This is a genomic window from Vibrio sp. B1FIG11, assembly GCF_905175335.1.
Taxonomy (GTDB): Bacteria; Pseudomonadota; Gammaproteobacteria; order Enterobacterales; family Vibrionaceae; genus Vibrio; species Vibrio campbellii.
Genome location: NZ_HG992752.1, coordinates 175,164 through 199,572, shown reverse-complemented (window position 1 = coordinate 199,572; position 24,409 = coordinate 175,164). Strand labels below are relative to the sequence as shown.

Below are 24,409 nucleotides of genomic sequence, written 5' to 3'. Positions count from 1 at the left end.
CTATTTCTCTATTAGTGACCAACCACATCTTTCGCGTGGTGCTGGAAGAACTTAGTCAAAATTTCTAGGTTTTCTGCTGAAATATCAGTGCGATCACCCATACTCTTCGCTACAGGACCCCATGCGTTCACAGTAAAGTGATTTGAAGGAATTTTCGCGTGACAAGTTGCACAGTAAACGTTGTCCAACTCTTCTGCGTATGACCAAACCGGCTCTAGCGTATCAACCACTGGAGAATCGATCGTTGCCGTTAGAGCAACAGGACGCCACTCATTGCCGTATACGTCTGCTTTGAACTCGCCAGCTTCAACTGCTTGTTGGCCTTGTTCGGATAGTGTTGCAACAATCGCGCGTTGACCTTCACCCATGTAAAGCACTTGCTCTGCGCCTTTCATTTGGAATGCATTGATCTTCACAGTGCGGTTGTCACCTTCCGCTTTCACAACGTTCAGTTTGGTTGTTGGGTTCACTGTACCAAAGTCACCCATGCTGATAGACGTCACTGGGTAAACCACTTTCGCGTCGGCTGCTGTCTTGGTAGTAAAGCTCATCAGCGTTTCAAACGCTTTGCTATCAAGTTCCGCTTCTGGAGCGAAGTGCGCTACGCCTTTGTGACAGTCGATACACGTTTGGTCATTCGCTTTGCCGTATGCGTGCATCTTCGCCGCATCACGTGATTGCTCGAACTCTTCCATTGCATCGAAGTCATGACAAGAACGACAGGTTGCGGAATCGTTTTCACGGAACTGCTCCCAAACCATCTCTGCAAGTTCAGTACGGTGTGCTTCGTACTTCTCTGGCGTGTCGATCTTACCTGTTACAAACTCATGGTAGATGTCTTTTGAAGCGCGGATTTTAGTGACCAAGTAATCCATTGGCTCTTTCGGAATGTGACAGTCGGAACATTCTGCGCGAATACCTTTGGCGTTACTGAAGTGCACTGAGCCTTGGTACTCTTTGTAAGGGATTTCCATAGAGTGACAAGAAAGACAGAACTCAGTGTCAGATGTGTAATGCATCACTGCTGCGGTGCCACCTAAAGTTAGCCAGCCCACACCAATACCCACTGCCACCATTGCGGCGATATAACGTTTTTTAATTGACATAATTAGAAATAAATACTCACAAATTCACATGCTTTGTCGCATATCTACCTCTTTAGTAGTATCTGGTAATTGATCTGAGTCATACGTACACCCTAGGTGGTGACTTATTTTTCGTTATTGAGAGACTCCTTGGCATATTCCATTTTTCTGAAAATCCTTCTTGACCGAACCTATTCGCCATAACGATAGATGTTGTTTATCAAAGCACTTTTGATATGTTTGTGTGAGATATGAAAACTCGATCACATGGAGGCGATTCAAACGTGTTATCTCTACCCATTTCTACCCCAAGAACTGAGCTTAAACCGCTAACAAAAAGTGATTGGGATCTGTATCGCCGCTTGAGTAGCGAACCACAAATCATCGCGCTTTGTTTTGACCCACCGACCGATGAGGAAATGCGCCAAAAGTTCGAATCGCGGTTACCTGCATGGACACCGCAAAGCGAGCATTGGTTATGTTTGGTGATTTATGAAAAACAAAGCGCACGACCAATCGGCATCACAGGCTTTGTATTGCAAGATAGCATTGCTGAAGTCGGGTATTTATTGCTGCCAGAATTTTATGGCCAACAGTTTGGTACGGAATCCCTTACCGGTGTGATTGAGTGGGCGTTTGAGCAGCACAAGATTTCTCAGTTTTCCGCCACGGTCACAGAGGGCAATATTGGCTCTGAGCGAGTGCTGGAAAAATGTGCCTTCAAACTCACCGAGACCATCCCCGAAGCCTATGAAATAGGTGGGAGAAAGTACGCAGATAAGCTCTATTCATTACAAAAATAATATTCACGACAAAAATAAGGACGTGTTTTGCAGAAAGTAGTCATCATCACAGGCGCAAGCCGAGGCATCGGAGCCGCAACCGCCAAATTACTCGCCAAACAAGGCTATGCCGTATGCGTTAACTATCGCGCGCAAGCCGAGGCTGCCGCGCAAGTTGTTCGTGAGATTGAGGAGGTTGGCGGTAAAGCCATCGCTATCAAAGCGGATGTTTCCGATGAGCAGCAGGTGCTCGCATTGTTTGAACAAACCGAACAAGCACTCGGAAAAGTCACTCACCTCGTCAACAACGTGGGCATCTTGTTCACCCAATCTCGTCTTGCAGACATGAGCCTTGAGCGATTCCAAACTGTTATGAACGCTAATGTGACGAGCTGTTTTCTTTGTTGTCGAGAAGCAGCAAAACGATTTGAATCTGGCAATGCGATTGTTAATGTTTCTTCTGCCGCATCCCGCTCTGGTGCGCCATTTGAATACGTTGATTACGCCGCCTCTAAAGGCGCAATGGACTCGCTCACCAAGGGATTATCGTTAGAGTTGGCGGAGCAAAACATCCGCGTAAACGGGGTTCGCCCCGGCTGCATTTATACCGACATCCATGCTGATGGCGGCGAGCCGAATCGAGTCAACAGGCTCAGCGAAAAAATCCCTCTCAAACGAGGTGGCACTGTGGACGAAGTTGCCAATGCCATTTCTTGGTTACTGAGTGACGAAGCCTCATATGTCACCGGCTCCTTCATCGATCTTGCTGGCGGAAATTAAGGGACACTAATGAAAATCAGACCAGCGACATCCGACGATCTCAACGCACTTTTTGATTTAAACAAACAGATCAATGAGCTTCACCACCTTCATGCACCACAGGCATTTGTTGCTCCATCAGAAGAAGACCGAACTTTTTTGAGGAATATGTTAGCTGATGAAGAGCGATTGTTTCTCGTCGCAGAGGAAGGCCAACAAGTACTTGGTTTTATAACCGCAACCATCACACAAAATGAAACCATCAGCTTTTTAATCAAAGACCCAATTTGCCGCATTGGCACCATCGTCGTCGATGAAAATCAGAAGTCAAAAGGCGTTGGCCGAGCCTTAATGGCCTCCGTTGAGCAGTGGGCACGCGAGTCAGGTGCAACTCAAGTCCGCTTGGAAGTCATGGAGTTTAACCACAATGCGCAGCAGTTTTACGACAAACTGGGCTTTGTTCCCAACTCCCGCCTTATGATGAAATGTTTGTAACGATCACGACATTTAAGCGAATTTCAGCATTAAAGCTAACGTGAATCGCATTTATCTTTCTTGCTTTTCTTCCCTTTTCGAAAAGACGATATGATGTACGGATATACCCAAGTGACTTCAAGATGCAGGATTCAGAGCGTTGTCATTGATTCGAGGTCAAGGAAAACAACGCAGTGTAATAGCCAGCTCTTTCCAAGTTGTTTGACGCAGCAATCGGGTCAATGACACGCTCCCAAAGGGCGAGTTGCCTTGGCTTGTATACTTTGTTGTCGATTCTTGATTTGGGCCCACCAAACCTTTAAATCGCCGCCGCGTCTACAAACCAAGTCATTCTCGCTGAACCAAGCATCTCGAGGTTACTTGGGTATAAAGGAGATTCGAACATGATTTATCTTTTCGATTGGGGAAACACCTTGATGGTCGATTTTCCTCACGCACAAGGAAAAATGTGCGATTGGGAACACGTTGAAACCGTTCCTCAAGCCAAAGAGACTTTGGCGCAACTCACACAAGATCACCAAGTGTTTATCGCGACCAGCGCATCAGATTCCGCGATGGAAGATGTGCAAAAAGCCTTTCAACGAGTCGGGCTCGACCAATACCTTTCTGGCTACTTTTGCTTTGCAAACCTTGGTATTGCCAAAAATCAGCCTGATTTTTATCTTACGGTCGCAAAACAATTGTGCGTTGAGCCGAGCCAACTCACCATGGTTGGCGACTTGCCTGAAAAAGACATTTACCCAGCAATGGACGCAGGCTTAAACGTCATTTGGTTCAACCCTAAAAACCTCCCTGCGCCAAGCAAACCAATCCCAAATCAAATACGTTGTTTGTCCGAGTTACTACGTACCTGACCGACATACACACAAATACACTTAAGCCGCTAAACTTTATGCACCAATCAAGGAAGATAAATGCAGATAAGACCGATTACACTCAACGATATCGAACACTTTATTGCGCTTTGGAATAGCGTTTATGAGGAAGGCGAATACTTACGTTCTCCAGCGCCAAAAAAAGCGATGTTAAGCAAGGTAATTACTCGTGTAGAAAAAGAATCCATTCCCCAGTTTGTGGCCTTTGATGAAAAACGCTTAGTCGGCAGTATTGAAATTTTCCCAGCTGAAATGTGTGGCTACGAAGGTGGTGAATTTGCCAAAACTGGCTTCCTCGGCATTCATATAGACCAACAATATCGAAACCAAGGGCTAGGAAAGCAGCTACTTGAGACTGCTATTCAAAGCGGCTGGGGATATGGCTATGACACCATCGCGCTTCACGTTTATAAGAGCAATCGGCGAGCGATTACCTTGTATGAAAAATTTGGCTTCGAGCATTGCGGCGAGCTGGGTGAAGTGCTGCTGCCCAACGGCAAATATCTGATGAGTCAGAAAATGGTCTTAAAGCATCCGTAAGTTGATTCTAGTAGCAAGACCACATTGCCTTTGCGATATACTGATCGGAACTCAATATTTACCGCGTACTTGTGATGATTGAATATAAACCCTTATCGCCAAATCAAATCCCGATGGCTTTGCTATTAGAAGCCGATCCAGACCAAGACAATGTTAATCGCTATCTTGCCAATTCATTGGGCTTTGTTGCGGTAGAAGAGAACCAGATCGTTGGAACATGCGTGGTGCTGCCGCTTTCAGAAATGCAGGCTGAAATCATGAACGTCTCAGTCGCACCTACGCATCAACAACGTGGTATTGGTTCAGATCTATTGCGATTTGCCATTGAACAGTTAAAAGGCCAATCTTTTCAAAAGTTGATATTAGGAACGGGGACGTTTGGTTACCAACTGACTTACTATCAACGCTTGGGTTTCAGGGTAGAGAGCGTGGATAAAGATCACTTCTTACTCCACTACCCAGAACCAATTTGGGAGAACGGTATCCAACACAAAGACATGCTGCGTCTGTATCTAGACCTTTAAACATAAAGGCTTAGTTAGCTTTTCATATCTAGCTTCTTACCCAAGTATTCAATTTCAAAAATCGCATACCCAAGCTGTACCGCTTCAAAAGAGTACATCAGGTTTTGCGCCTGTTGGGCATCTTTCGCCAATACGGCGACGGAGTAAATCGGACGCTCAACACCATTCTCCAACACTTGGGTATTGATGTAAGACGACGTGACTAAGCCGGAGTTGTTCAAGCTGATCACTCGCTGCAGATCGACACCCAATACACGGTCCATTTCTAACGCTTCAATGCCCTCTTTCCAACGTAACGTCACACTGTAGTTATCACTTTCTGGCGTGTTGTCTAACCATTTGGCGCCTAGTGGTTGAATGCTCGCGATCTTCACCAAATCTTGCTGGTACATGGGTAAGTCCTGCAATTTAGTGGCGACTTCTGCTTCGTTATCTGCCGACAACACGAAACGCAAAATCTGTACTGGTTTACCATCAATACTGCTTGGTAAAACAAACATGTCTTTCACGTCACCTTGTTCGATCAGTTGGCTAAAGGCGGCTTTCTGCTCTGGCAGTGTTTTGAGAACCTGCTCCGAATCATTGGTGTTCCAAGCCAGCTCCACACGTAATCAGCAGCAAAGCTAGAGAAAGAAGCCACAGTCAGCGTGCTTAATAGAATGAGTTTTTTCATAAGGTTACCTTTCACTTAACGATTTTCTTTTTTGCTTCAATATAAATTCAATGTTGTGGATCGCTTGATTACCAACGACTGCGGTATGCACGATGACAGCTTCGGCAAGTGCTCTGAGCCTGCTTAAGTCCTGCCTCAGCCGATGAAACTTGTTGGTTCTGCGCAGCTTGATACAACTGTGCAAACCCTTCATCCATTTGCAGCATCAAGCGATTGAAGTTATCTGGTTTGCTCCACGCTTCTTTCTTCGCTTTGCTCTCAGCTTGGCTTCCCTCTGGAAACGCTTGTTGCAGTTGTGCGCTGTGGCGAGTGAGCTCAACACCAATCTGCTCTAGCGCGTGCCAATCGGTATTGCTGCCTTTCAATGTTTTATCGGCTTGTTTCGATAGCGACTCTATTTGCTCAAATGCATTCTGACGCGTTTCGATTTGAGCGCTGAAGTCTTGGGCAAACACTGTTGTTGATACAAAGATGGTCGGTAAAAGTGCAATCAGTGCCAATGTCTTTTTCATTTCATTCTCCTGGTTTTTCGTTATTGCTGTGTGGTTGCAAATAAATTTACACAACAACAATTGCGCACACAACTATTGTTGCGTAAATTAACGTAAAGAAGATCATCACACCGAGAAAAGATCGAGGTAATTATGAAAATTTGGGATTTAGCAACGCGACTTTATCACTGGGCTCAAGCCCTACTGTTTATAGCCTTGATGGCATCTGGATTGTCTGGCAATGGCCCCCATGTTCAATTGGGGTTAGCGTTATTCACTTTGTTGTTATGGCGATTGACTTGGGGAGTTATCGGCAGCGAAACCAGTTTGTTTCGACAGTTTCTCCGCTCACCTAAAGGTGTCATTACTTACTTAAAAGGTAAATCGGCGGCGACTGTGGGTCATAATCCTGCAGGCGGCTGGATGGTAGCGGCACTGCTGACGACATTGCTGCTTCAATGTATCTCGGGAATGGCGCTTGGCGGCTTATTCGATACGTGGCCGTATTCCGATGTTTGGCTTAACGACAACGTATTTGTAGGGATTGAGTGGTTACACCTGACCTTGGCCGATCTTTTGCCTTTACTGATCGCCTTACATGTTGGTGCGATCCTTTTCTATAAACTAAGAGGTAAACCCTTGTTGAAAGCGATGATCACAGGTAAACAACCCCAAATGAACAAGCAGGCGCTCATCACGGAACAGAAAATTGTCTATCTCGCGCCGCAAAGCCGTGCTTTAGGGGTGCTAGTTGCTGCAACATTGGTTACCATGGCAATCGTTGCTTTATCATAAGAGTAAGAAAATGAGCGAACAGTTTGACAGACAAGACAGCTTTGGCTGGATGATCAATGTCGTTGCACACGATGCAGCGAAGCGATTTGAAGCCGAGCTCAAAAAGCACGGACTTACCGTGGCACTTTGGCCGACCATGATGTGTTTGTGGGAAGAAGAAGGCGTGACGCAGCGCGATATCGCAGCAAAATCTAAGGTAGAAAACTCGACCACGACTCGTACCTTAGACAAGTTGGAGAAATTAGGTTTGGTAGAGCGCCATCCCGATCCAAACAGCCGCCGCTCGTTCCGTATTTATCTAACGGAAAAGGGACGAAGCCTCAAAGAAACCTTGGTGCCAATCCCACTGGCTGTTAATAAAGAGCTGATGAGTCCGTTAGAGCCAGCAGAGCAAAAAGAGATGCTTCGCTTGCTAAAAAAGTTGGTCGCAGAGATTTAGCACTTCGCTAAGTTTTTCCAGCCCAAGAATAGACAAAGCCCTGAGTTCTGCACTCGGGGCTTTTTACTTTTCTACGCGTATCAGTTTGCTTAATACCTAGCAGCCTTCCGTGACATGGCCTCGTACCACCGAGCGCGTCGACGCTTGATTAACGTAATAGAAATAGCACGCTTCACGTTCCAAGGTGTACCCTTGCGGCCAAATATACACCACACGATCTAAGCCAGAACGATCAGCGAACTGATACTCAGGAATCGCAACAAAATAGGCACTGTTTGGGAATTGATTCCCCATGATGCAAAAGTCGCTGCCTTTACACGGCTTATCAATGGGTGAATTGCCTTTGGCAGGCAGACCAATCTCTAACAATGCTCGTATGCTATTTGCACTGGCTTCTGGCATCCCACTGAGCATGTTCACTTGATGATCTATGTACGTCATTTGTCGGCGTTCCTGCGCATCATCAATCATCACTTTGGCATGGAAGAACTTAAGAGACGTCCCCAGAGAAGACTGCGAACTGTGCAACATTGAAACGTAAGCTTGACGGTGAATATCGAGCAGAATTGGCAAGGCGGCGAGAGCAATGGAACCCAAGGTTGCTAAGACGATGGTGATTTCCATCAACGTAAATCCTTTTGTTTTCAATTTCAGCTCTCAGCGTATAGGCAAATGATAGGATTATCGCTCCCACATCCGTGTGAGAACCGAGCCAATATATCGCTGAAATTACTCAGAGAAACGCGCAAATGATAAGAAAAAACGAGGGAATCAAGAACTTGAGAGTGACCGCCAAATTACATTGAAACAAGCAGTAGAAGCGGCGTAAAAATTCGACTGAATTCAAAGCCTTGACGCAGGCCAAAGCCCTGTAAGCGACTGTTTCTAAAATAAGAATTGATATTAGTTAGTACTTTCGATGTATTTAAAAATATCGTTTACTTCACTTTTATTCCGATTGGATTAGGCGTTGAGCAGCGGCACGTTATTGCGGATTAAGCCTCGGCGTACGCTAGTGCACATTTTGCCGAATCGACGGATTTCATCAAACTGAGGCGTGATACCACGATCCATTGCAGATTCCCAATAGCTCAGTTCAGAATCTACCATTTCCAACAATTTTTTGGGGCAACCAATGCATTGTCCCTCTGGCCCGCAAACAAAGGTCTCGGGTTCATAAATCGGTAATTCTGCTTTGACTTGTTCAATGATATTGCGCATCGCGCTCATTCGATCTGGCTTGACGGTCATCATCCGACTCCACAAACATGTAAGGAGCCGGATTGTACTCTCTGGCACGCAAATGTCCCTACCTAATTTAGGTATATTTTACGTTTCTGCTTTGCAAACTTTGATTTAAACATTGGCAGTTCAGGCTTTTTCACCACTAAGTAGACCGCTGTCGCCGCCAAGACAAAACCAACAATGCCCATCCAATCAAACGACTCACCGAAGGCAAACCAAGCTTGAAGCGCCGTAGTCGGAGGCACAAGGTAGAATACAGAAGCAACACTCGATGCCGCACCATTTTTCACCATGTACAGCAACAACAGAATCGCCACACAGGACAGCACGACCACAAGCCAGACTAGGGTTAGAATGAATTCCGTCGTCCATTGCACCTGCATGGTTTCAAACTGCATCGCGATTGGCAGGAACATGGCCAATGCCGCTAAATACTGCACGGTCGCGCCGCCTACCATATCCACTTGTTGGCAATATTTCTTTTGATACAAAGTGCCAAGCGTAATACCAAACAACGACGACAAGCACACACCAATCGCTAAGGTTTTGTGCAAATCGGATTGCCACTCCATCTTACCCATTAGCACCATAGCAATACCGACAAAACCTAGCGATAAACCAATCCACTGTGATGGTTTGAACTGCTCAGAAGCGAAAGCCACCAGCAAGACGGCCGTTAAAATAGGTTGTATCCCGACGAGTAGCGAACTTAAGCCCGCCGGCATCCCCAAACTGATGGCAAAGTACGTCCCGCCTAGGTAAAAGCCGTGAATCAATATCCCGACAACGCAGCTGTGCCAAAAGTCTTTTCCCGTTGGAATGCGACGGCGCAGAAAAGCCACAATCACCAAAAACAACAGGACATTAAACGCCATGCGAATCGACAACAAGGTCGCAGGTTCGGCATACTGCAAACCAAATCGCGCACCAACAAATCCAGAAGCCCAAAGGATCACGAACACAAAAGGAATGGCTCTGACTAACATGATTTGCCCTCACTCTACTTACTTTTAAATCTTGAATGTTTTTAATCTCGAATGTTGCTAATGTAGTTAGGTACAGTGTTTTCAAAAAGTGACAGATGGAAGTGTTTTTATGGGTACAGATTTAGCAAGTACACTTGATACCAATAAGTATTTGATCGTCGAGAAGCATCTCAAACAAGCGATCAGCAATGGGGTTTATCAGCCAGACGACAAGTTGCCTTCCATCCGTCAATTGAGCACTGAACTCAAGGTAAGCAAGAACACAGTGATCCGCGCTTATCAGGAACTAGAAGCACAAAGCATGGTTTATTCGGTGCCAAAATCCGGTTATCGAGTAAAACCAACTGAGCGACATGAAGCCAAGATCGCTAAGCCTACACGCGTGGATTTGCTCTCGGTGTGCAAACAAATCCTCACCTACCCTGAGTATCAAGAGCAGCTTCCGACTGGCTCAGCACACCCAAACATTGACGCGCCAGCCATCAAAAGCCTGTATGCCGAAATTGGCCGCCAGAGTCGCCAACAAAGCCATATTTCCAGCCATTATCAACTGCCACCGGGTGATGACTTATTGGTCAAACAGCTGGCGAAGATCACCCAAGATCTAGGAACGCCTGCAAACGTGGATGATCTTTTGGTCACCCATGGTGCACAGCAAGCGATCAGTCTTGCCCTCAGAGCAACAACACAGACAGGGGACATTGTGGCAGTGGAATCCCCCTGCTATTTCGGTAACTTGTTGATGCTCGAATCTCTCGGTTTACAAGTGGTCGAGATCCCTAGTTGTCCTCGTGATGGTATGGATCCAGACGCGTTAGAAAAAGCCATGGCAACGTGGGAGATCAAAGTCATTGTTGTCACGCCAAACTTCACCAACCCAACAGGCTCAATGATGCCCCTTGAAAGGCGAGAGCGACTGCTTAAGGTTTCTGGAGATATTCCAATCATTGAAGATGACGTGTTTGGTGCGTTGAGTTACGACCAGCCGTTGCCAAGCTTGCGCAAATTGGACGAGAAACAACGGGTAATTTACGTCAACTCGTTATCGAAAACGCTCGATTCACGCCTTCGTATTGGTTGGATGTTGGCGGGGCGTTATCGCGCTCAAGTCGAGCAATACCTGTTATGTGAAAACATGGGCAGTTTGAACTTGATGCAATCGGCGGTGGGCACTTTCCTAACCTCAGGTAAGTACCGAACTCACACTGCGCGTATGTGCCGTGTTTACCAATCCAACGTGAGACGATATTTGCAGATGCTCAATCAATGTTTGGATGCACACTTTGAGCTAAAGAACCGTTACCAAATCAATGCAGTACAAGGTTCATTCTTGCTTTGGTTACGCTTGCCACCTATGACTGACAGCTATGCACTTTATCAAGCCTGTAACGAACACAAAATCAGTATTCTGCCCGGCTCGGTATTTGGCACTCAGGGACAGTATCAAAACTGCATTCGTCTCAGCGTAGCGAACTTTGGAGCGGAGAAAAACTGGCTCCCTGCGATGGAAACGCTAGCAACGCTGATTGCTCAACACGCTAAATAGTCGCTCCAGATATTTCGTTCCAAACATTCCGTTCCAAACATTCAGCCCCAGAAACAACAAAGCCTCCGCAATTGGGAGGCATTGATATGATTTTTCTGAGCTATCTGCTCAACCAAACACGGAGTGTTAGCGAGGTAATTGCCACAATCTGGCTACATTTTCGGCCAAGTTCGTAAGGTTCACCTCCGCCTCTTCCAAAGCTTCTGGCAAGCTCATTGCGCGTGGTACACATACAAATACTGCGTCAATGCCACACTCGTAGACGGCTTGGAAGTTATCACCTGTGCAACCTGCTAAGGCAATGACAGGCAAACCATATTCTTTCGCCACTTTAGCCACACCCATCGGTGTTTTGCCATGCACGGTTTGATGATCAATACGGCCTTCGCCAGTAAAGACAATATCAGCGTCTGCTACATGCTCTGCGAGTTTTACGGTGTCTAATACAATCTCAATACCCGGCTTCAGTCGTGCTGGTAAGTAACCAAGCAACGCTGCGCCCATACCACCGGCTGCGCCTGCACCTTTTTGAGTCAGCACATGCTTGCCTGTCACTTGCTCCGTCAGTTCGCCGTATTTGCTTAGAGCAGAATCTAGCAGCTCTACATCCGCCGGCGTCGCCCCTTTCTGTGGGCCAAAAATCGCTGATGCACCTTTCTCGCCACATAATGGGTTGTCCACATCGCATGCCACCAGCACTTCGCAGTCCGCTAAGCGAGCGTCGAGACCAGACACATCAATGCTTGCTAGCTCAACTAAGCCGCCACCATTGGGTGTGATTGGCTGACCAGCGCTGTCCAGAAGCTTAACACCTAAAGCCGCTAGCATACCCGTGCCGCCGTCATTGGTTGCGCTGCCACCCAAGCCGATGATCAAGCGTTTAATACCGCGATCAAGGGCGTTTAGAATTAACTGGCCAGTACCAAAGCTGCTGGTGTTTTTCGGGTCACGTTGCTCACTTGGCACGAGGTGCAAACCACTTGCCTCTGCCATCTCGATCACTGCGGTTTCACCGTCACCTAGAATGCCGTAAAACGCCTCAACATCATTGCCAAGTGGGCCTTTTACGGTCACGAAAACCTGCTCGCCCTCAGTCGCATCAATCAAAGATTGAACGGTCCCTTCACCACCATCAGCAACAGGCACCGTAACGAATTCTGCATCGTGCCAAACACGAGACAAACCCGTCTTGATCGCGTCACTCACTTGTTTGGCGGTCAAGCTCTCTTTAAACGAATCTGGGGCTATCACAACTTTCATTTCATTCTCCTGAAAACAACACGCTGCGAGCGACAAGTCGCAGGTCATCAATGTGGCTATTCTCACTTAAAAACTTGGCATATTCTTTAGTCAAAAATCCAAACAATACTGACTATGCTTGAATTATTTTGTGCACTTGCATAATCAACTAATTTAACTTTCTTAACTGGCTTGCGATATACAGCTCGGTCAATCCAGTAAAGTCTTGCGTCGAGATGCCCGTCACTTCACTGATTTTATCCAGACGATATCTCAAGGTATTTCTATGAATATACAAAGCGTTAGCGCAGTCATTGGCGTTACCATTGGCTTGAAAATACGCTTCTAAAGTTTTTACTAACTGTCCAGATTTGTCTGCCGAAACCAAAGTCGCCATCGCTTGAGCGAGTTGTTCACCTTGCCAAGAATCAGCTAAAGGGGCGAGTAACACAGGTAAGCGGTATTCAGAAAAGCTCAGCATGGTTTGTTCTGGATTAGAACGACGACCTACAGTAAGCACCTGCTTGGCACTTAGGTAGGAAAGAGGAAGCTGCTGTGCGCCATCAAAACGTTGTCCAATCGCGAAGCGGACATCATCAATTTGATTGGCCGTTAAGCGGCGCTGAATACTCTCCAGCACACTTTGGTCGCTATTCGAAGAGGAACGTAAAGGCTTTAGAACGACAATTTCATTCATCGACATGATCGCCACCAACGGCTTATCTTCAGATCGATACAGCACGTCAACTAGGTTGCGTACGCTGTTCAAACTAACGGGAGCACTCTCTGCCTTAAGCTCAATTACGACAGCAACTCGTGGTGTTGCTAAATCGATGGAAAGGCGCTGCGCCCAATCGTGCAACTCAGAATCGCCAAGCTGTTGGTTCAACCATGCTGAAACAAACTCTTCTTGATGGCGGCGATCCCATTGCAATTGCTCCACCAGCGAGGCTTGTTCAATCGTCAGTTCTGCTGTCATCTTCACTAACTGAGCGAACGCTCGGATGTGTTCAGGGTTGCCAGTGACACCCACCACGCCCACCACTTCACCTTTAAAGTGCAGCAACATATTGATGCCCGGTTTCACGCCTTGCAATGATTGGCAACTTTGCTCATCCAACTCTAGCGAGTCACCATGATTCAGCGCCAGCACTGCACCATCATGCTTTTGACCAATACGCTCAGCATCGCCGCTACCAATAATGGTGCCTGCAGCGTTCATCACATTGATGTTGTGACCAATGATCGACATGGTGCGATCGACGATTTGCTGCGCGAGTGTGTGGTCGAGAATCACCATTTCCGTTCCTAAAATTCCACGATTGAGGCGTCAATAAATCACACTTTGTCTTCTATCGCCATGATATTGAACTGAAATCAACGCCAAAGTGAAACATAACGCGATTAACCTTAAATTATTTATGGCTATCTGCCCGTAAAGTCGAGCATCACTGCTTATACTTATAGCCGAGCCACCCAAGTTTTTGTACTTGGCGCGACTTGAACCGACAACCAAACAGTGACCGGAGGGAGACTATGGAACTGCGGAACAAGGCGGGCGACATTGCCAAAATTGCTGACAACCTCACCCTGAAAGAAATTACCGAGATGGGCTACACCGTCGATCTATGCGATGAAGCCTTTGACCCAGGCGAGCATTGGAAAGCAGAAGGGCAAACGCAAGGTATGGGCGAATACCCTGAGGAATAATCTCTAGGATACGCGTCAACAAGACCACAACCTTTTAGCCGAGTGAGGCATCGCTCGGCTTTATCGTCACCTGATTACTAGTGCAAAACTTCAAGGGCATCTCTAAAAATTTGATTCAGTTGATTCAACTTTGACCTTCTCAAAAACAATATATAGAATGACATTCCATAAATTAATGAGAGGTGAAAAATGAGTATCGAAAAAACGCTAGATATCGTCCGTAATACCAATGATGACAATAAACTTCGACGAATGCTTTCCAATGCTAAAAAGAGTCTTAACAAAGACGCAAACTTAGTCGTTAATGCAATCGATGCAAAACTCAAGGCCAAAGAACCTCAAACTAAAGAGTTCATTCCACCTAACAGCCCTTATGCCATTGAACTTCAAGCTATTGCTGAAGAAATGCAAAAGAAGTACGTATTAAAATTCAATACATTAGAACACAACAACGTGAAAACGGGTGGTGCCAGATTAAACGGAAATAGAAAACTCGACTTCTATTTACGATACAAGATGGATCATGACCACGCAGTTGGACTTTGTATTGTTCAAGAGCACAACGAAAGCGTCCCCCACATTCGAGTTTATCTCGGTACCGGAGCAAAAAATTCTCCGATATTCGAACGCGAATATAGCGAAAATGCATTGGTTTATGCTGCTCAACGTTATGAACAAGAGCTGCAAAAAGTCTTAGCCAAACAAGGAATTTAGTGATGAGAAAATACGACCAAGGCGATTTATGTCCTCATTGTGGTTTGATCATCATGATGCCAACCGACCTCTCGAACCATGTTTAGGTTGTGGTAAAGAGATCAATCAGCATCAAAAGTTGGATGAAGAAGAGTAAGATGTAGATCTTACTCTTATCTACTCACTTGTGTTTCCTTCACAAATAAGTCCACCTCTTCTAGATAATTGCCATTCGCACAGCCCCAGTCACTTACTTCGATAAATTCTCGGGTTAACTGACCATTCCCATCATGAATGACGTTTTGGCGAAACAAGTCCCAGCTTGTCGACTGTTTTCGATTGTTGGCATCCACATAACGCTCGCCATAGCTTTCGATTAACTGGTTGTAAGCATTCTGACGCTGTTCTGCGTTTGCAGATTCACTCAGTATCACAGCGCAGTTTTTTTTCTATGATCTGCACTTGGTCATTGGTTGGCGGCGTCGTTGAGCATCCTGCTAATGTTAACCCCATTAAGCCCACTGTTATTCTTGTTTTCATTACTATTTTCCTTACTTTCAGCACCACTGCGAAAGACCGAATTTTATAAACTGCACTCCACGATTTCTAATCAAAAACGGAAAGATTTTGTGACTGACGCCTGCACATGTAAAAAGTGCGGTAAATTCCTGTTTACAAGCCATAAACATAACAAATGGATTTCGCATTCCTTTCTGCTGCTTAGGCGTGTAATAATCGACGACGATAAAAACCTCAATAAAGCAAACATTTGAAGGATCAAAATGACTGCAACGGAATACCTAAACGACCTCAACCAACGTTACCTCGCTATCCATCGCACCAAAGAAGATTTCTTTTGGGGGACGTACATGGGCATCAGCGACGACCACGATGGTTCGACAAAAGCACAAACCGCTTGGACCAATTTCTTAAGCAACGCCGAGCAAATCTCTGCTATCAAAGCACAACTTGAAGCGGCTGAAACAATCGCTGATCCACAAGAGAAACAGCAAACGCAAATTGGTCTGCAAGGCTGGTTGGCAACGTTTGAATCGCATGCAATTGAAGGCGAACAAGCTCAAGCGCAAAAGAATGATCTGATTGCATTTGAAGCCGAGTTGTTCGAGAAAAAGCAAAATCACGTTCTGACGTTTACCAATGAAAACGGTGAACAAACCGAGGGCTCGTTGCCAGTATTGTCTTCGACCATTCGCGCTAATAATCACGAAGAAGTGCGTCAATCTGCGCACCAAACGCTGCTCGACCTTGAGCAATGGTTGCTACAAAACGGCTTTATTGAGCTGATCAAACTGCGTAACCAGTTCGCACGCTCTTTGGGCTACGAGACCTTCTTTGACTACTCAGTGAAGAAGACGGAAAAGATGAGCTCAGAGCAACTGTTCAGCATCTTAGATGACTTTGAACAGCGCACGCGCGATGCTCACCTAAGCAGCTTGGCAAACCTTGCTGAGCAAAAAGGTCAAAGCGCACTGACTGGCTACAACTTTATTTACTCGTTCGCGGGTGACGTCATGCGTGACCTAGACCCGTACGTACCGTTCTCAAAATCACTACGTCGCTGGGTAGAATCGTTCGGCCGTCTTAACATCGAATACTCAGGCGCAGAACTGACACTAGACCTGCTTGATCGCAAAGGCAAATACCCGAACGGTTTCTGCCATGGCCCTATCCCATCGTTCTACAACCAAGGTGAATGGGTTGCCGCGCAGGTGAACTTCACCAGTAACGCGAAGCCAGACCAAGTTGGCAGCGGCTACGATGGCATCAATACTCTGTTCCACGAAGGGGGTCACGCTGCACACTTCGCTAACGTGAAGATGAACGCGCCATGTTTCTCTCAAGAGTTCGCACCAACTTCCATGGCATACGCAGAAACACAATCCATGTTCTGTGACAGCCTGTTGACCGATGCCGATTGGCTAAAACAATACGCGTTGGATGCAGAAGGTAACCCAGTACCGGATGAGATCATCCAAGCGATGATCAACAGCCGTCAGCCATTCAAAGCGTACGAAGAGCGCAGCATTTTGGTTGTGCCGTATTTTGAACGTGCGCTTTACCAATTAAGCGATGAAGAGCTGACGCCAGAGCGCATCACTAAGCTGGCACGCGATTGTGAAAAGCAAATTCTTGGTTTGGAATGCAGCCCACGCCCATTGATGGCGATTCCACATCTTCTGTCTGATGAAGCAGCGTGTGCCTACCACGGTTACTTGCTAGCACACATGGCGGTTTACCAGACTCGCGCTTACTTCCTCGACAAGTTTGGCTACCTGACTGACAACCCAGAAATTGGCCCGCTACTGGCGAAACATTACTGGCATGCGGGTAATCACCTATCGCACAACGAGACTATCGTTAGCCTAACGGGTGAAGGCTTTAACGCTAAGTATCTCGCGGACGTATGTAACCTATCGCCAGAACAAGCATGGGAAGTGCAGCAGAAAAAAATTGCCTCGCTGCAAACTCGTGAACGTGCCCCTGTGGCGTCTTTAAATGCCAGCATCAAAGTGGTGGATGGCAGCAAAGAGCTTGCAAGCAACTCAGTCTCAGACGAGCAGATGTGTGAGCAGTTTGAGCACTACATCCAAGAGACTTACGGTCGATAAGCCAAACCAAGAGCTAGGGGGTATACCCAAGTAACCTCGAGATGCTAGGTTCAGCGAGAATGACTTGGTTTGTAGACGCGGCGGCGATTTAAAGGTTTAGTGGGCCTAAATCAAGAATCGGCAACAAAGTATACAAGTCAAGACAACTCGCCCTTTGGGAGCGTGTCATTGACCCGATTACTGCGTCAAACAACTTGGAAAGAGGTGGCTATTACACTGCGTTGTTTTCCTTGTTCTCGAATCAATGACAACGCTCTGAATCCTGCATCTTGAAGTCACTTGGGTATATACTCCTAGCTCTTTTCTATCAGGGAAGCAACCATGTACCAAGATATCCTGACTTTCTGGTTTGAAGAACTGGAACCAAAAGACTGGTTTGTGAGCAACGCCGACATCGATAAACAAATCGAAACGCGCTTTCTCACCACCTTAGAGCAAGCCGCTCAATCTGAATTGTTTGACTGGCGAGAGACAGCGCAAGGTCGACTCGCAGAGATCATTGTGCTCGACCAATTCTCTCGCAATGTTTACCGCAATACACCCAAAGCATTCGCTCAAGATGCCCTCGCGCTTGCCTTGGCACAAGAGGCAATTCGTCTAGGCTTAGACCAAGAATTGACGGACGTTGAACGCAGCTTTTTGTACATGCCATTTATGCACAGTGAATCTAAGCGAATTCATGAAGAGGCAGAGAAGCTGTTCAAAGCTCTTGGGCGAGAATCTAATTACGAGTTCGAGCTAAAGCATAAAGTGATCATCGATCGCTTTGGTCGCTACCCACACCGCAATACGATTTTAGGCCGTGATAGCACCGCAGAAGAAGTGGAATTCTTACAACAGCCGGGGTCCAGTTTTTAAGCAAGCACACCTGCCAACTGAAAACGAACTATTACACCAAGCATAAAGCCTTTTGCTCTCTTAAGGCTTTGTGTATCGTACTTGCCTTACGTAGCTTGTTTAGCTCGAGCTCAACTTCAAATGACTCAATCCAAATATTAAGGTAACGCAATGATCACATGGCCTTGTTTGCTCAAACTCGATGGCGACGACGAACTGGTGTACTTAGCTTCATCAGAGCAGTTAAACGCCGAGTGCCAAGCATTGATTTGGGGTCAGGATGACATTGTGATTGATACGCAAGGCCATTGCTTTGCATTGAGAAATGGTGCTAATAACACAGTGGAATTGGACCTGTTGCCACAAACATTGAGCGTACAGCAAGTGACAGAACTGATTCAAAAACACGAGTTTGCCCAAGCACAGCGCTGCATCATCAAAATCAATTTTACTTCCGTCCAACAAGCGATTGAGGCCTTAGCTGATTAACAATCGCGCACTTTCCTCTGCACATCGAAGTTGCATTTACGAAAACAAAATGTGGGGCTATTGATTGGTAAAAAGTAGCTAGTCTGCCAATAAAATTTGCTAGTCTGTCATGGTGAATTGTGTGGATGGTGAAGTCGCTTATGAACAAGGTCGTATTAGTATTTGGTGGACTAGGGAACGCTAAATCGTCTGTGGTGGGTTTGTATGAAAGCCTTCTGCACACCTTAAGCTCTCGCTTTGATATCGTCGCTATTGACCCTGCAGTTCAACATCCCAAGTCCTTTGTATCGCAGTTCCAATTCCCTTACTCCGCTTGCTACGCCAATCTTAATACGTTTTTACAGGCTCACTCAGACACTGATGTTGCTGCGACGTTCGTTCTCACGCCAGTTGGCACACATCTCTCCATCATTGAACAAGTGAGAAATGCACTCGACACTCAAGGCCTTCTGTTTGTGGTTGAGAAACCGTCTTTCTCATTGGCTGAAATTGACAGAGGCTTTAACCAAGTCATCACTGAGCTTAAACGTCGCGGGGCACTATTTTACTTTATCGATACGGCTTTGGTTGCTCCTTCGCTTGAAGCGCTTTTTGCTGACTCACCTATCACACTGCCTGACGGAGTGCCCAATAAGATCATTGCGATTGCTGCCGATAACCCCATCGACAGTCATGAAGCAATCCAAGGCTTCCGTTTTGAAAACCGAATTGAATTACTCAACGCGAGAAAACTACTTAACTTAACCACCAGCGGCGGCGGAGGTTACGGCTTTGATATGGGCATCCACGCAATTGCAGGGCTGGTGCGTTACCTGCATAAATCCAGCATAGGTGACTCGCTGGTTGAACTAAAACAAATCTGTGCCGAACGGATTAGTGAATCGCAATTGGAGTACACACAAGGCGCTGAAACTCATCTCTATGTCGAAGGCGAACTTGCTTCACTGGAGGGCAACATTGAAGTAGTGATTGAGGCAGGAAAAGCGGGGGATATCTGGGACAGACGGTTAGAGCTGCACTATCCGAAGCGCGTCATCGCCATTGGTTTTGGCACACTCAAACATCCCCTGTATCTGTGGGAGAAAAGCCCAAATGGAATCAAGAGCACCACATTTGATGTCTCAGGCTCAGGTTATGCAATGCACTTTAACGACATCCTCTGCGCGCTTGGTTTTGATGCTAAACCGCGACTCTCACAGCAAGAGAGCGAAGCCTTGATGTCACAATCGATGAACTTGCTAAGCAGCGTCTTTGACGCCATCGGCGATACCCACCAAGCTCGTGAACAAAACATTGTCGTAGTGGATGCACACACGCCTAAATACTTATCACCAGCAGAGTTAGAGATCAGGAAAGAGCTTAGCCAATACCTCGACCTTTTGATTCTTTGATTAAAGACCTTCCCTGTATTTCTGACTTAACTCATTTCAATTAAGTGATATAGTTTCTATTCATAAGCCTCAACTCATAAGTTGACTGATAGGAATATCATGATAAATCTATCCCACTTAATAAAAAATGATATGAACCTGCTGATTTGCTTGTACGTTTTACTGCAAGAGCGCAGCGTGAGCAGAACTGCAGAGAAACTATTCTTATCTCAATCGGCCGTCAGTAAACAGCTGACTAAATTGCGCCAAGAGTTTGATGACCCGTTGTTCGAACGTGAATCCAAAGGTCTACTACCAACACCAAAAGCGCTAGCACTAGAGAGCAAGTTGCAACAGATTCTGATGCAAATTGATCAGCTCCGAGAGCCAGAAGAGTTTGACCCAGAACGCTCGACACGTGTTTTTAGCATCGACCTTATTGAAACCGCCTACTCCACAATTTACCCACGTTTTCTGCCTCAAGCCTTATCCAGTGCGCCAAGGATCACGATAAAAAGTGAGGATTGGAGTAACGGCAGCATTACTCGACTACAGAGAAGAGAGATCGATTTTGGTGTGGGTATCTTTGAGTTTGATGCCCGTTCTAAAACCCATGTCGATACTATCCCCGACACACTGAATTATGCCGAACTCATGCGTGACACTTCTGCTTGTATCATGCGAAAAGGACACCCTGCGTTAGAGGAAAAGTGGAACCTCAATACCTTCTTGAAGTACCGCCATATTCAAGTCATCACTGGTGGTGTATCTAGTTGGCTATTACATGAAGTTTTGGATACGAAACGACTGGGCATTGATAACGCCGTCAACATGTCCGACATTTCCAGCGCAGTGAAACTGTGTGAGAAGAGCGACTTATTACTCACCTATCCTTACAAAAGCATCCGCGAGTTCGAAGGCAAATCGGATATTGTGATTAAGCCGCTCCCAATCGAGATGGAACCAGGCGGGTTCTTTCTACTTTGGAACAAGCAACTAGACAATGACCCAAGCCATAAATGGCTAAGAGAGCTCATCGTCAGTCAGTCCTATGCCTAAATAAAGATGAAATGCTGCCCGACGACACCATAACAAAAAATTATTATCTTAAAAATTATTGATAATTTCATGTAATCAAAATTTCTCCATATACTCACCTCCATCGAAACGAAACACGAATTAAACATCACAGTTTTTTGGAGCAGAATTATGAAAATGAATCACGTAGGCATCATGGTTGGCGATATGGACAAAGCAGTAGAGTTCTACACTAAAGCGCTTGGTCTTCGCATAGTAATGAACAACACAAAAGTTATCGAAGAGCGCGAATCAGCAATCGGTCGTATGTGTATCGCCGTATTCGGTGAAGGCTTCAAAGGCTTCAATATCGCTCACCTAGTGACGTCTGACGGCATCGGTGTTGAACTGTTTGAAATGAAGGAGCGCCAAGAGCGTCACGAAGTCGATTTCTCTCGTCTAGGCATCTTCCACTTCTGTCTACAAGTAGCGAAAGAGCAGTTCCCACAAACGATCAAACGTATTGAAGAGTTTGGTGGTAAAGCTCGCATGGACATCATGCGCTACCACCCAGAAGACGACAGCAAACAAGCTCAAATGATCTACATGGAAGACCCGTTTGGTAACTTATTCGAGCTTTACTCACACACTTACGAAGAAACTTACGCGTCTGATTACGAATAACTCGAAAAGTTGGAGATAAATTCCCTCATCGCGCCAAAGAAAAGCCCTCCCCCTTGGACACTAAATGCAAATGCTGAGCAAACAATGTCAATACAAGGGGGAGTAGGAGGGGGTTGCGAGTGAGAAACACAACCCTAAGCTCGCTATATCAAAAAGATCCCGAGATACGTCATCACAACAATACCAAGCAAGAACTCAGACAACGGCTCTCTAACCATCTTTAATTGAATAAAACGACTGAACCGAGTAGATACGACAAAATCGCCACCTCCCCAATCCAAACTCTTGAGGTTAAAACACAGACTGAGGAATAAAAGATGACTGGCTGTCACGATGCGGGCATGGAAGAAATCCTCCGCGCCAATTGCAATAACAAAGGATGCAATATGGCAAATCGCAAGCGTCAGTTTTGGTAAAACAGAACGATACTCCACCAACAGCAATTGCATTAACCAAAAGCCATAAATCAGTTTTAATTGCCAAGGCACCGCCTCGCCAAACAACAGAATGCTCCCTTCACCTAGCAGAGTGGTTTGCGCACCAATGTGTATCCAATATGCAATCGCCGCCGCCAACACCATCGATATCAGTGCCGATAAGTAAGCCTGCTTTTTGATTTGCACCATGATAAATCCAGCGGACTGCAAGACAAAAAACACGATCAAGCCTTTGTCGACGTATTCCACGCTTACCCATTGGCTCACAGCGAGGAAACATAAAAGATTAAAGCCTGTTTCTAGACAAAGGATACGCTTTATCTCATTGGCATTTTCTACTGGCTTCGTCAGCGGCCAAAACAACACAGGCAACATGAGTGTCAGCACAAATGTCAGCCACACTGAGCTTTGCACAAGCAGATAAAAACCACTGCCATAAACTAAGCAAAGTATCAGAAACAGCCCACATGATAATGGGGAATAGACCAGTGACTTCATTGACTCTCCTCACTCTCAGAGAGGGCTCGCGCAGCCACATCCATCGCACATAGATTGGCGGTTTCAATGCAGCGTTCCAGCGTAACAGGGACTCGCCAAGTTTGCCTTGGATCAGACAAGTACTCGCCGCTTAAGAAGACATTAGAGAAGTTTTTCACGGTAGTCGAGAGCGTACTCTGAGCCGTTGGTTGCGTTAATGCATGTTGTAAGACCCAGCAACGAGGCTGGCCACTTTCATTGATAACGACATCACCATGAAAGTGATCGGCATACAGAGCATCCAGCTCTTGCGGCGTGACCATTTTAGCCCCTAGCCCCACTCTGAAACCTTTGTAGGCCGAGTGATCCAGTAAATCTAGTTGTCCGAAGAGTTGAAACAATAGCTCATCTTTAACTTGCTGCTCTGTACAAGACAGCATCGGTTTTTGATAAAGAAGGCCAAGCGCATTATCAAGGTCGGTTGCCGTCACCGACAAACAGGTCATTTCGCCTCGGGGCGTATTTCGCGTGGTCACGTGATAACTCAACCCCCAAGGAGAATCGAGGACCAAACCAACCGTCCTACTCTTCAATACCGCAGGTACCCGTGAAAAATAGAACTGGAATCCGTGACTCAACACATAGTCATAACTCAGAGCAGGACTTGTCTCAGCGAGAAGAGATTGTGTCACGTGAGCCGGTAGTGCAAACACATAATAATCGGCCAAAACGGTATTATCGGTATGAAGTCGAACGCCTTCAATTCGTGTTCGGGCCTTATTGGGGTATATGGCTTGTGCTTTGTAGCCTAAATGAAATTGAACGCCCTGTTTTTGTAGATGGTGAGTCAGCGGGTTAATCAGCGCATCACTAATTGGTTTGTCCATTCCCAAGCTGTAGGCGTCTGGAGCAAATGGATGCAACTCTCCTTCTTTATTGTTGAGTAAATCCAAAATAGCCAGTGCGGGCGTATCATCGGTTGCACCGATCCATCCAAGCAATACAGATCTCAAGAAGATAGCAAGCTTGGGACGGGTATCGTAGGAGAAGAAATCACGAACAGAAACGCCGAGTAAATCTTCTATCGAGTAAGGAGCTTGTAGCCGTTGCTTAAACCAAAGCGTGTCCTTCACGGGCACTTGAGAATAGAGCATCGAATAAGCTGATTTTGCATCATCCCACAACTTTTCTAGGCGAGTGAAATAGCTACGCTGAAACGGTATCGTCTTATTACTTTGAGCCCAAGAGAATTGAACAACATTCTGAGGATAGAGTGAATCTAAACAACTCCCTGAATCTGAGGGGATTTCTTTAAGAAAATTAATCAGGTTGTAGTTTTTAGCGAAGAACTGTCGATGCGTGAGCTCATGCACCACGCCGCCATCATCTACCGTACCAATGCACTTGCCTCCGGTGTAGAGCTCCTTGTCGTAAACGGCAACATCAAAGCCTTGCTTTATACAATTATGCGCGACGGCTAAGCCTGAAATTCCCGCGCCAAAAATTGCGACTTTCGGGCGAGAACGGCCTGCGCTAGCGCAAGCCTCAACCTCCCCTTCACTAATAGAATGGCAAATCATCTTCTCACCTC

Annotated in this window: 26 protein-coding genes and 2 pseudogenes; 17 read left to right on the top strand and 11 right to left on the bottom strand. The window is 46.1% G+C overall.

Features of this window, described 5'->3' with window-relative positions:
* Positions 1–11: 11 nt before the first annotated feature.
* The gene (locus tag KHO06_RS17750; protein WP_047476988.1) at positions 12–1,106 is read right to left on the bottom strand and encodes a NapC/NirT family cytochrome c; all 1,095 of its coding nucleotides are present in this window, start codon (positions 1,104–1,106) and stop codon (positions 12–14) included.
* 230 nt (positions 1,107–1,336) lie between these two features.
* Between KHO06_RS17750 and KHO06_RS17745 the strand changes: the two genes are divergently transcribed.
* From KHO06_RS17745 to KHO06_RS17720, 6 genes are all read left to right on the top strand, one after another.
* Positions 1,337–1,888 carry a GNAT family N-acetyltransferase gene (locus KHO06_RS17745; protein WP_212583032.1) on the top strand — a complete coding sequence of 184 codons (552 nt, stop codon included), beginning with the start codon at positions 1,337–1,339 and terminating at the stop codon, positions 1,886–1,888.
* A 27-nt stretch (positions 1,889–1,915) separates the two neighbouring features.
* Positions 1,916–2,647: an SDR family oxidoreductase gene (locus KHO06_RS17740; RefSeq protein WP_045399286.1), complete on the top strand. Its 732-nt coding sequence runs from the start codon at positions 1,916–1,918 to the stop codon at positions 2,645–2,647.
* Between the two features lie 9 nt (positions 2,648–2,656).
* On the top strand, positions 2,657–3,121 hold the full coding sequence (locus tag KHO06_RS17735; RefSeq protein ID WP_038891019.1) for a GNAT family N-acetyltransferase: 465 nt from the start codon (positions 2,657–2,659) through the stop codon (positions 3,119–3,121).
* 383 nt (positions 3,122–3,504) lie between these two features.
* On the top strand, positions 3,505–3,975 hold the full coding sequence (locus KHO06_RS17730; RefSeq protein WP_212583031.1) for an HAD family hydrolase: 471 nt from the start codon (positions 3,505–3,507) through the stop codon (positions 3,973–3,975).
* 60 nt (positions 3,976–4,035) lie between these two features.
* Positions 4,036–4,536 (top strand): GNAT family N-acetyltransferase, encoded by a 501-nt coding sequence (locus KHO06_RS17725; protein ID WP_010453363.1) that lies wholly within the window; start codon positions 4,036–4,038, stop codon positions 4,534–4,536.
* Between the two features lie 74 nt (positions 4,537–4,610).
* Entirely contained in the window at positions 4,611–5,060 is a 450-nt protein-coding gene (locus KHO06_RS17720) for a GNAT family N-acetyltransferase (RefSeq protein ID WP_212583030.1), read from the top strand.
* A gap of 14 nt (positions 5,061–5,074) precedes the next feature.
* On the opposite strand, the pseudogene KHO06_RS17715 reads toward KHO06_RS17720, so the two are convergent.
* Both KHO06_RS17715 and KHO06_RS17710 read right to left on the bottom strand, forming a co-directional pair.
* Positions 5,075–5,733: pseudogene (locus tag KHO06_RS17715) on the bottom strand (hypothetical protein).
* A gap of 68 nt (positions 5,734–5,801) precedes the next feature.
* The gene (locus KHO06_RS17710; protein WP_212583029.1) at positions 5,802–6,245 is read right to left on the bottom strand and encodes a cytochrome c; all 444 of its coding nucleotides are present in this window, start codon (positions 6,243–6,245) and stop codon (positions 5,802–5,804) included.
* A gap of 132 nt (positions 6,246–6,377) precedes the next feature.
* Here KHO06_RS17710 and KHO06_RS17705 point away from each other — a divergent pair, with 132 nt between their 5' ends.
* Positions 6,378–7,019, top strand: a complete 642-nt coding sequence (locus tag KHO06_RS17705) for a cytochrome b/b6 domain-containing protein (RefSeq protein WP_005428408.1) — start codon at positions 6,378–6,380, stop codon at positions 7,017–7,019.
* Between the two features lie 10 nt (positions 7,020–7,029).
* Positions 7,030–7,458 (top strand): MarR family transcriptional regulator, encoded by a 429-nt coding sequence (locus tag KHO06_RS17700; RefSeq protein WP_212583028.1) that lies wholly within the window; start codon positions 7,030–7,032, stop codon positions 7,456–7,458.
* Between the two features lie 96 nt (positions 7,459–7,554).
* Here the strand turns inward: KHO06_RS17700 and KHO06_RS17695 are convergent, their stop codons facing one another.
* The 3 genes from KHO06_RS17695 to KHO06_RS17685 form a co-directional block, all read right to left on the bottom strand.
* The gene (locus KHO06_RS17695; RefSeq protein ID WP_162093634.1) at positions 7,555–8,082 is read right to left on the bottom strand and encodes a hypothetical protein; all 528 of its coding nucleotides are present in this window, start codon (positions 8,080–8,082) and stop codon (positions 7,555–7,557) included.
* A 339-nt stretch (positions 8,083–8,421) separates the two neighbouring features.
* Positions 8,422–8,709: a hypothetical protein gene (locus KHO06_RS17690; RefSeq protein ID WP_005428383.1), complete on the bottom strand. Its 288-nt coding sequence runs from the start codon at positions 8,707–8,709 to the stop codon at positions 8,422–8,424.
* A gap of 62 nt (positions 8,710–8,771) precedes the next feature.
* The gene (locus tag KHO06_RS17685; RefSeq protein WP_212583027.1) at positions 8,772–9,689 is read right to left on the bottom strand and encodes a DMT family transporter; all 918 of its coding nucleotides are present in this window, start codon (positions 9,687–9,689) and stop codon (positions 8,772–8,774) included.
* A 109-nt stretch (positions 9,690–9,798) separates the two neighbouring features.
* Between KHO06_RS17685 and KHO06_RS17680 the strand changes: the two genes are divergently transcribed.
* On the top strand, positions 9,799–11,235 hold the full coding sequence (locus tag KHO06_RS17680; protein ID WP_212583026.1) for a PLP-dependent aminotransferase family protein: 1,437 nt from the start codon (positions 9,799–9,801) through the stop codon (positions 11,233–11,235).
* A 126-nt stretch (positions 11,236–11,361) separates the two neighbouring features.
* Here the strand turns inward: KHO06_RS17680 and KHO06_RS17675 are convergent, their stop codons facing one another.
* Positions 11,362–12,495 carry a glycerate kinase gene (locus tag KHO06_RS17675; RefSeq protein WP_212583025.1) on the bottom strand — a complete coding sequence of 378 codons (1,134 nt, stop codon included), beginning with the start codon at positions 12,493–12,495 and terminating at the stop codon, positions 11,362–11,364.
* A gap of 148 nt (positions 12,496–12,643) precedes the next feature.
* Positions 12,644–13,774, bottom strand: coding sequence for a sugar diacid recognition domain-containing protein (locus tag KHO06_RS17670; RefSeq protein WP_212583024.1), 1,131 nt, complete (start codon positions 13,772–13,774; stop codon positions 12,644–12,646).
* A 236-nt stretch (positions 13,775–14,010) separates the two neighbouring features.
* On the opposite strand from KHO06_RS17670, the gene KHO06_RS17665 reads away from it, so the two are divergent.
* Both KHO06_RS17665 and KHO06_RS17660 read left to right on the top strand, forming a co-directional pair.
* A complete protein-coding gene (locus KHO06_RS17665; RefSeq protein WP_005428284.1) occupies positions 14,011–14,184 on the top strand; it encodes a hypothetical protein in 174 nt (57 codons plus the stop codon).
* A gap of 189 nt (positions 14,185–14,373) precedes the next feature.
* Positions 14,374–14,898, top strand: a complete 525-nt coding sequence (locus KHO06_RS17660; protein WP_212583023.1) for a hypothetical protein — start codon at positions 14,374–14,376, stop codon at positions 14,896–14,898.
* Positions 14,899–15,050: 152 nt separating this feature from the next.
* On the opposite strand, the pseudogene KHO06_RS17655 reads toward KHO06_RS17660, so the two are convergent.
* Positions 15,051–15,417, bottom strand: a pseudogene (locus tag KHO06_RS17655) (hypothetical protein).
* Between the two features lie 242 nt (positions 15,418–15,659).
* Here KHO06_RS17655 and KHO06_RS17650 point away from each other — a divergent pair.
* The 6 genes from KHO06_RS17650 to KHO06_RS17625 all read left to right on the top strand — a co-directional run bounded on the left by KHO06_RS17650 (position 15,660) and on the right by KHO06_RS17625 (position 21,904).
* Complete coding sequence (locus KHO06_RS17650) at positions 15,660–17,507, top strand: M3 family metallopeptidase (protein WP_212583022.1); 1,848 nt, start codon at positions 15,660–15,662, stop codon at positions 17,505–17,507.
* Between the two features lie 321 nt (positions 17,508–17,828).
* Positions 17,829–18,365 carry a DUF924 family protein gene (locus tag KHO06_RS17645; RefSeq protein WP_212583021.1) on the top strand — a complete coding sequence of 179 codons (537 nt, stop codon included), beginning with the start codon at positions 17,829–17,831 and terminating at the stop codon, positions 18,363–18,365.
* 150 nt (positions 18,366–18,515) lie between these two features.
* Positions 18,516–18,833: a DUF4144 domain-containing protein gene (locus KHO06_RS17640; protein ID WP_212583020.1), complete on the top strand. Its 318-nt coding sequence runs from the start codon at positions 18,516–18,518 to the stop codon at positions 18,831–18,833.
* A 140-nt stretch (positions 18,834–18,973) separates the two neighbouring features.
* Entirely contained in the window at positions 18,974–20,224 is a 1,251-nt protein-coding gene (locus tag KHO06_RS17635) for a hypothetical protein (protein ID WP_212583019.1), read from the top strand.
* A gap of 99 nt (positions 20,225–20,323) precedes the next feature.
* Positions 20,324–21,262, top strand: a complete 939-nt coding sequence (locus KHO06_RS17630) for a LysR family transcriptional regulator (RefSeq protein ID WP_212583018.1) — start codon at positions 20,324–20,326, stop codon at positions 21,260–21,262.
* Between the two features lie 150 nt (positions 21,263–21,412).
* Positions 21,413–21,904 carry a VOC family protein gene (locus KHO06_RS17625; RefSeq protein ID WP_005428296.1) on the top strand — a complete coding sequence of 164 codons (492 nt, stop codon included), beginning with the start codon at positions 21,413–21,415 and terminating at the stop codon, positions 21,902–21,904.
* A 143-nt stretch (positions 21,905–22,047) separates the two neighbouring features.
* Here KHO06_RS17625 and KHO06_RS17620 read toward each other — a convergent pair whose 3' ends face one another.
* Entirely contained in the window at positions 22,048–22,839 is a 792-nt protein-coding gene (locus KHO06_RS17620; protein ID WP_038891041.1) for a hypothetical protein, read from the bottom strand.
* Complete coding sequence (locus KHO06_RS17615) at positions 22,836–24,398, bottom strand: NAD(P)-binding protein (protein ID WP_045371042.1); 1,563 nt, start codon at positions 24,396–24,398, stop codon at positions 22,836–22,838. The genes KHO06_RS17620 and KHO06_RS17615 overlap by 4 nt, the downstream gene beginning before the upstream one ends.
* Positions 24,399–24,409: the final 11 nt, after the last annotated feature.

Coding starts and splice junctions, on each gene's coding strand:
- KHO06_RS17750 (WP_047476988.1), bottom strand. CDS start 1,106: ATGTCAATTAAAAAACGTTATATCGCCGCAATGGTGGCAGTGGGTATT.
- KHO06_RS17745 (WP_212583032.1), top strand. CDS start 1,337: ATGAAAACTCGATCACATGGAGGCGATTCAAACGTGTTATCTCTACCC.
- KHO06_RS17735 (WP_038891019.1), top strand. CDS start 2,657: ATGAAAATCAGACCAGCGACATCCGACGATCTCAACGCACTTTTTGAT.
- KHO06_RS17730 (WP_212583031.1), top strand. CDS start 3,505: ATGATTTATCTTTTCGATTGGGGAAACACCTTGATGGTCGATTTTCCT.
- KHO06_RS17725 (WP_010453363.1), top strand. CDS start 4,036: ATGCAGATAAGACCGATTACACTCAACGATATCGAACACTTTATTGCG.
- KHO06_RS17720 (WP_212583030.1), top strand. CDS start 4,611: ATGATTGAATATAAACCCTTATCGCCAAATCAAATCCCGATGGCTTTG.
- KHO06_RS17710 (WP_212583029.1), bottom strand. CDS start 6,245: ATGAAAAAGACATTGGCACTGATTGCACTTTTACCGACCATCTTTGTA.
- KHO06_RS17705 (WP_005428408.1), top strand. CDS start 6,378: ATGAAAATTTGGGATTTAGCAACGCGACTTTATCACTGGGCTCAAGCC.
- KHO06_RS17700 (WP_212583028.1), top strand. CDS start 7,030: ATGAGCGAACAGTTTGACAGACAAGACAGCTTTGGCTGGATGATCAAT.
- KHO06_RS17695 (WP_162093634.1), bottom strand. CDS start 8,082: ATGGAAATCACCATCGTCTTAGCAACCTTGGGTTCCATTGCTCTCGCC.
- KHO06_RS17690 (WP_005428383.1), bottom strand. CDS start 8,709: ATGACCGTCAAGCCAGATCGAATGAGCGCGATGCGCAATATCATTGAA.
- KHO06_RS17685 (WP_212583027.1), bottom strand. CDS start 9,689: ATGTTAGTCAGAGCCATTCCTTTTGTGTTCGTGATCCTTTGGGCTTCT.
- KHO06_RS17680 (WP_212583026.1), top strand. CDS start 9,799: ATGGGTACAGATTTAGCAAGTACACTTGATACCAATAAGTATTTGATC.
- KHO06_RS17675 (WP_212583025.1), bottom strand. CDS start 12,495: ATGAAAGTTGTGATAGCCCCAGATTCGTTTAAAGAGAGCTTGACCGCC.
- KHO06_RS17670 (WP_212583024.1), bottom strand. CDS start 13,774: ATGGTGATTCTCGACCACACACTCGCGCAGCAAATCGTCGATCGCACC.
- KHO06_RS17665 (WP_005428284.1), top strand. CDS start 14,011: ATGGAACTGCGGAACAAGGCGGGCGACATTGCCAAAATTGCTGACAAC.
- KHO06_RS17660 (WP_212583023.1), top strand. CDS start 14,374: ATGAGTATCGAAAAAACGCTAGATATCGTCCGTAATACCAATGATGAC.
- KHO06_RS17650 (WP_212583022.1), top strand. CDS start 15,660: ATGACTGCAACGGAATACCTAAACGACCTCAACCAACGTTACCTCGCT.
- KHO06_RS17645 (WP_212583021.1), top strand. CDS start 17,829: ATGTACCAAGATATCCTGACTTTCTGGTTTGAAGAACTGGAACCAAAA.
- KHO06_RS17640 (WP_212583020.1), top strand. CDS start 18,516: ATGATCACATGGCCTTGTTTGCTCAAACTCGATGGCGACGACGAACTG.
- KHO06_RS17635 (WP_212583019.1), top strand. CDS start 18,974: ATGAACAAGGTCGTATTAGTATTTGGTGGACTAGGGAACGCTAAATCG.
- KHO06_RS17630 (WP_212583018.1), top strand. CDS start 20,324: ATGATAAATCTATCCCACTTAATAAAAAATGATATGAACCTGCTGATT.
- KHO06_RS17625 (WP_005428296.1), top strand. CDS start 21,413: ATGAAAATGAATCACGTAGGCATCATGGTTGGCGATATGGACAAAGCA.
- KHO06_RS17620 (WP_038891041.1), bottom strand. CDS start 22,839: ATGAAGTCACTGGTCTATTCCCCATTATCATGTGGGCTGTTTCTGATA.
- KHO06_RS17615 (WP_045371042.1), bottom strand. CDS start 24,398: ATGATTTGCCATTCTATTAGTGAAGGGGAGGTTGAGGCTTGCGCTAGC.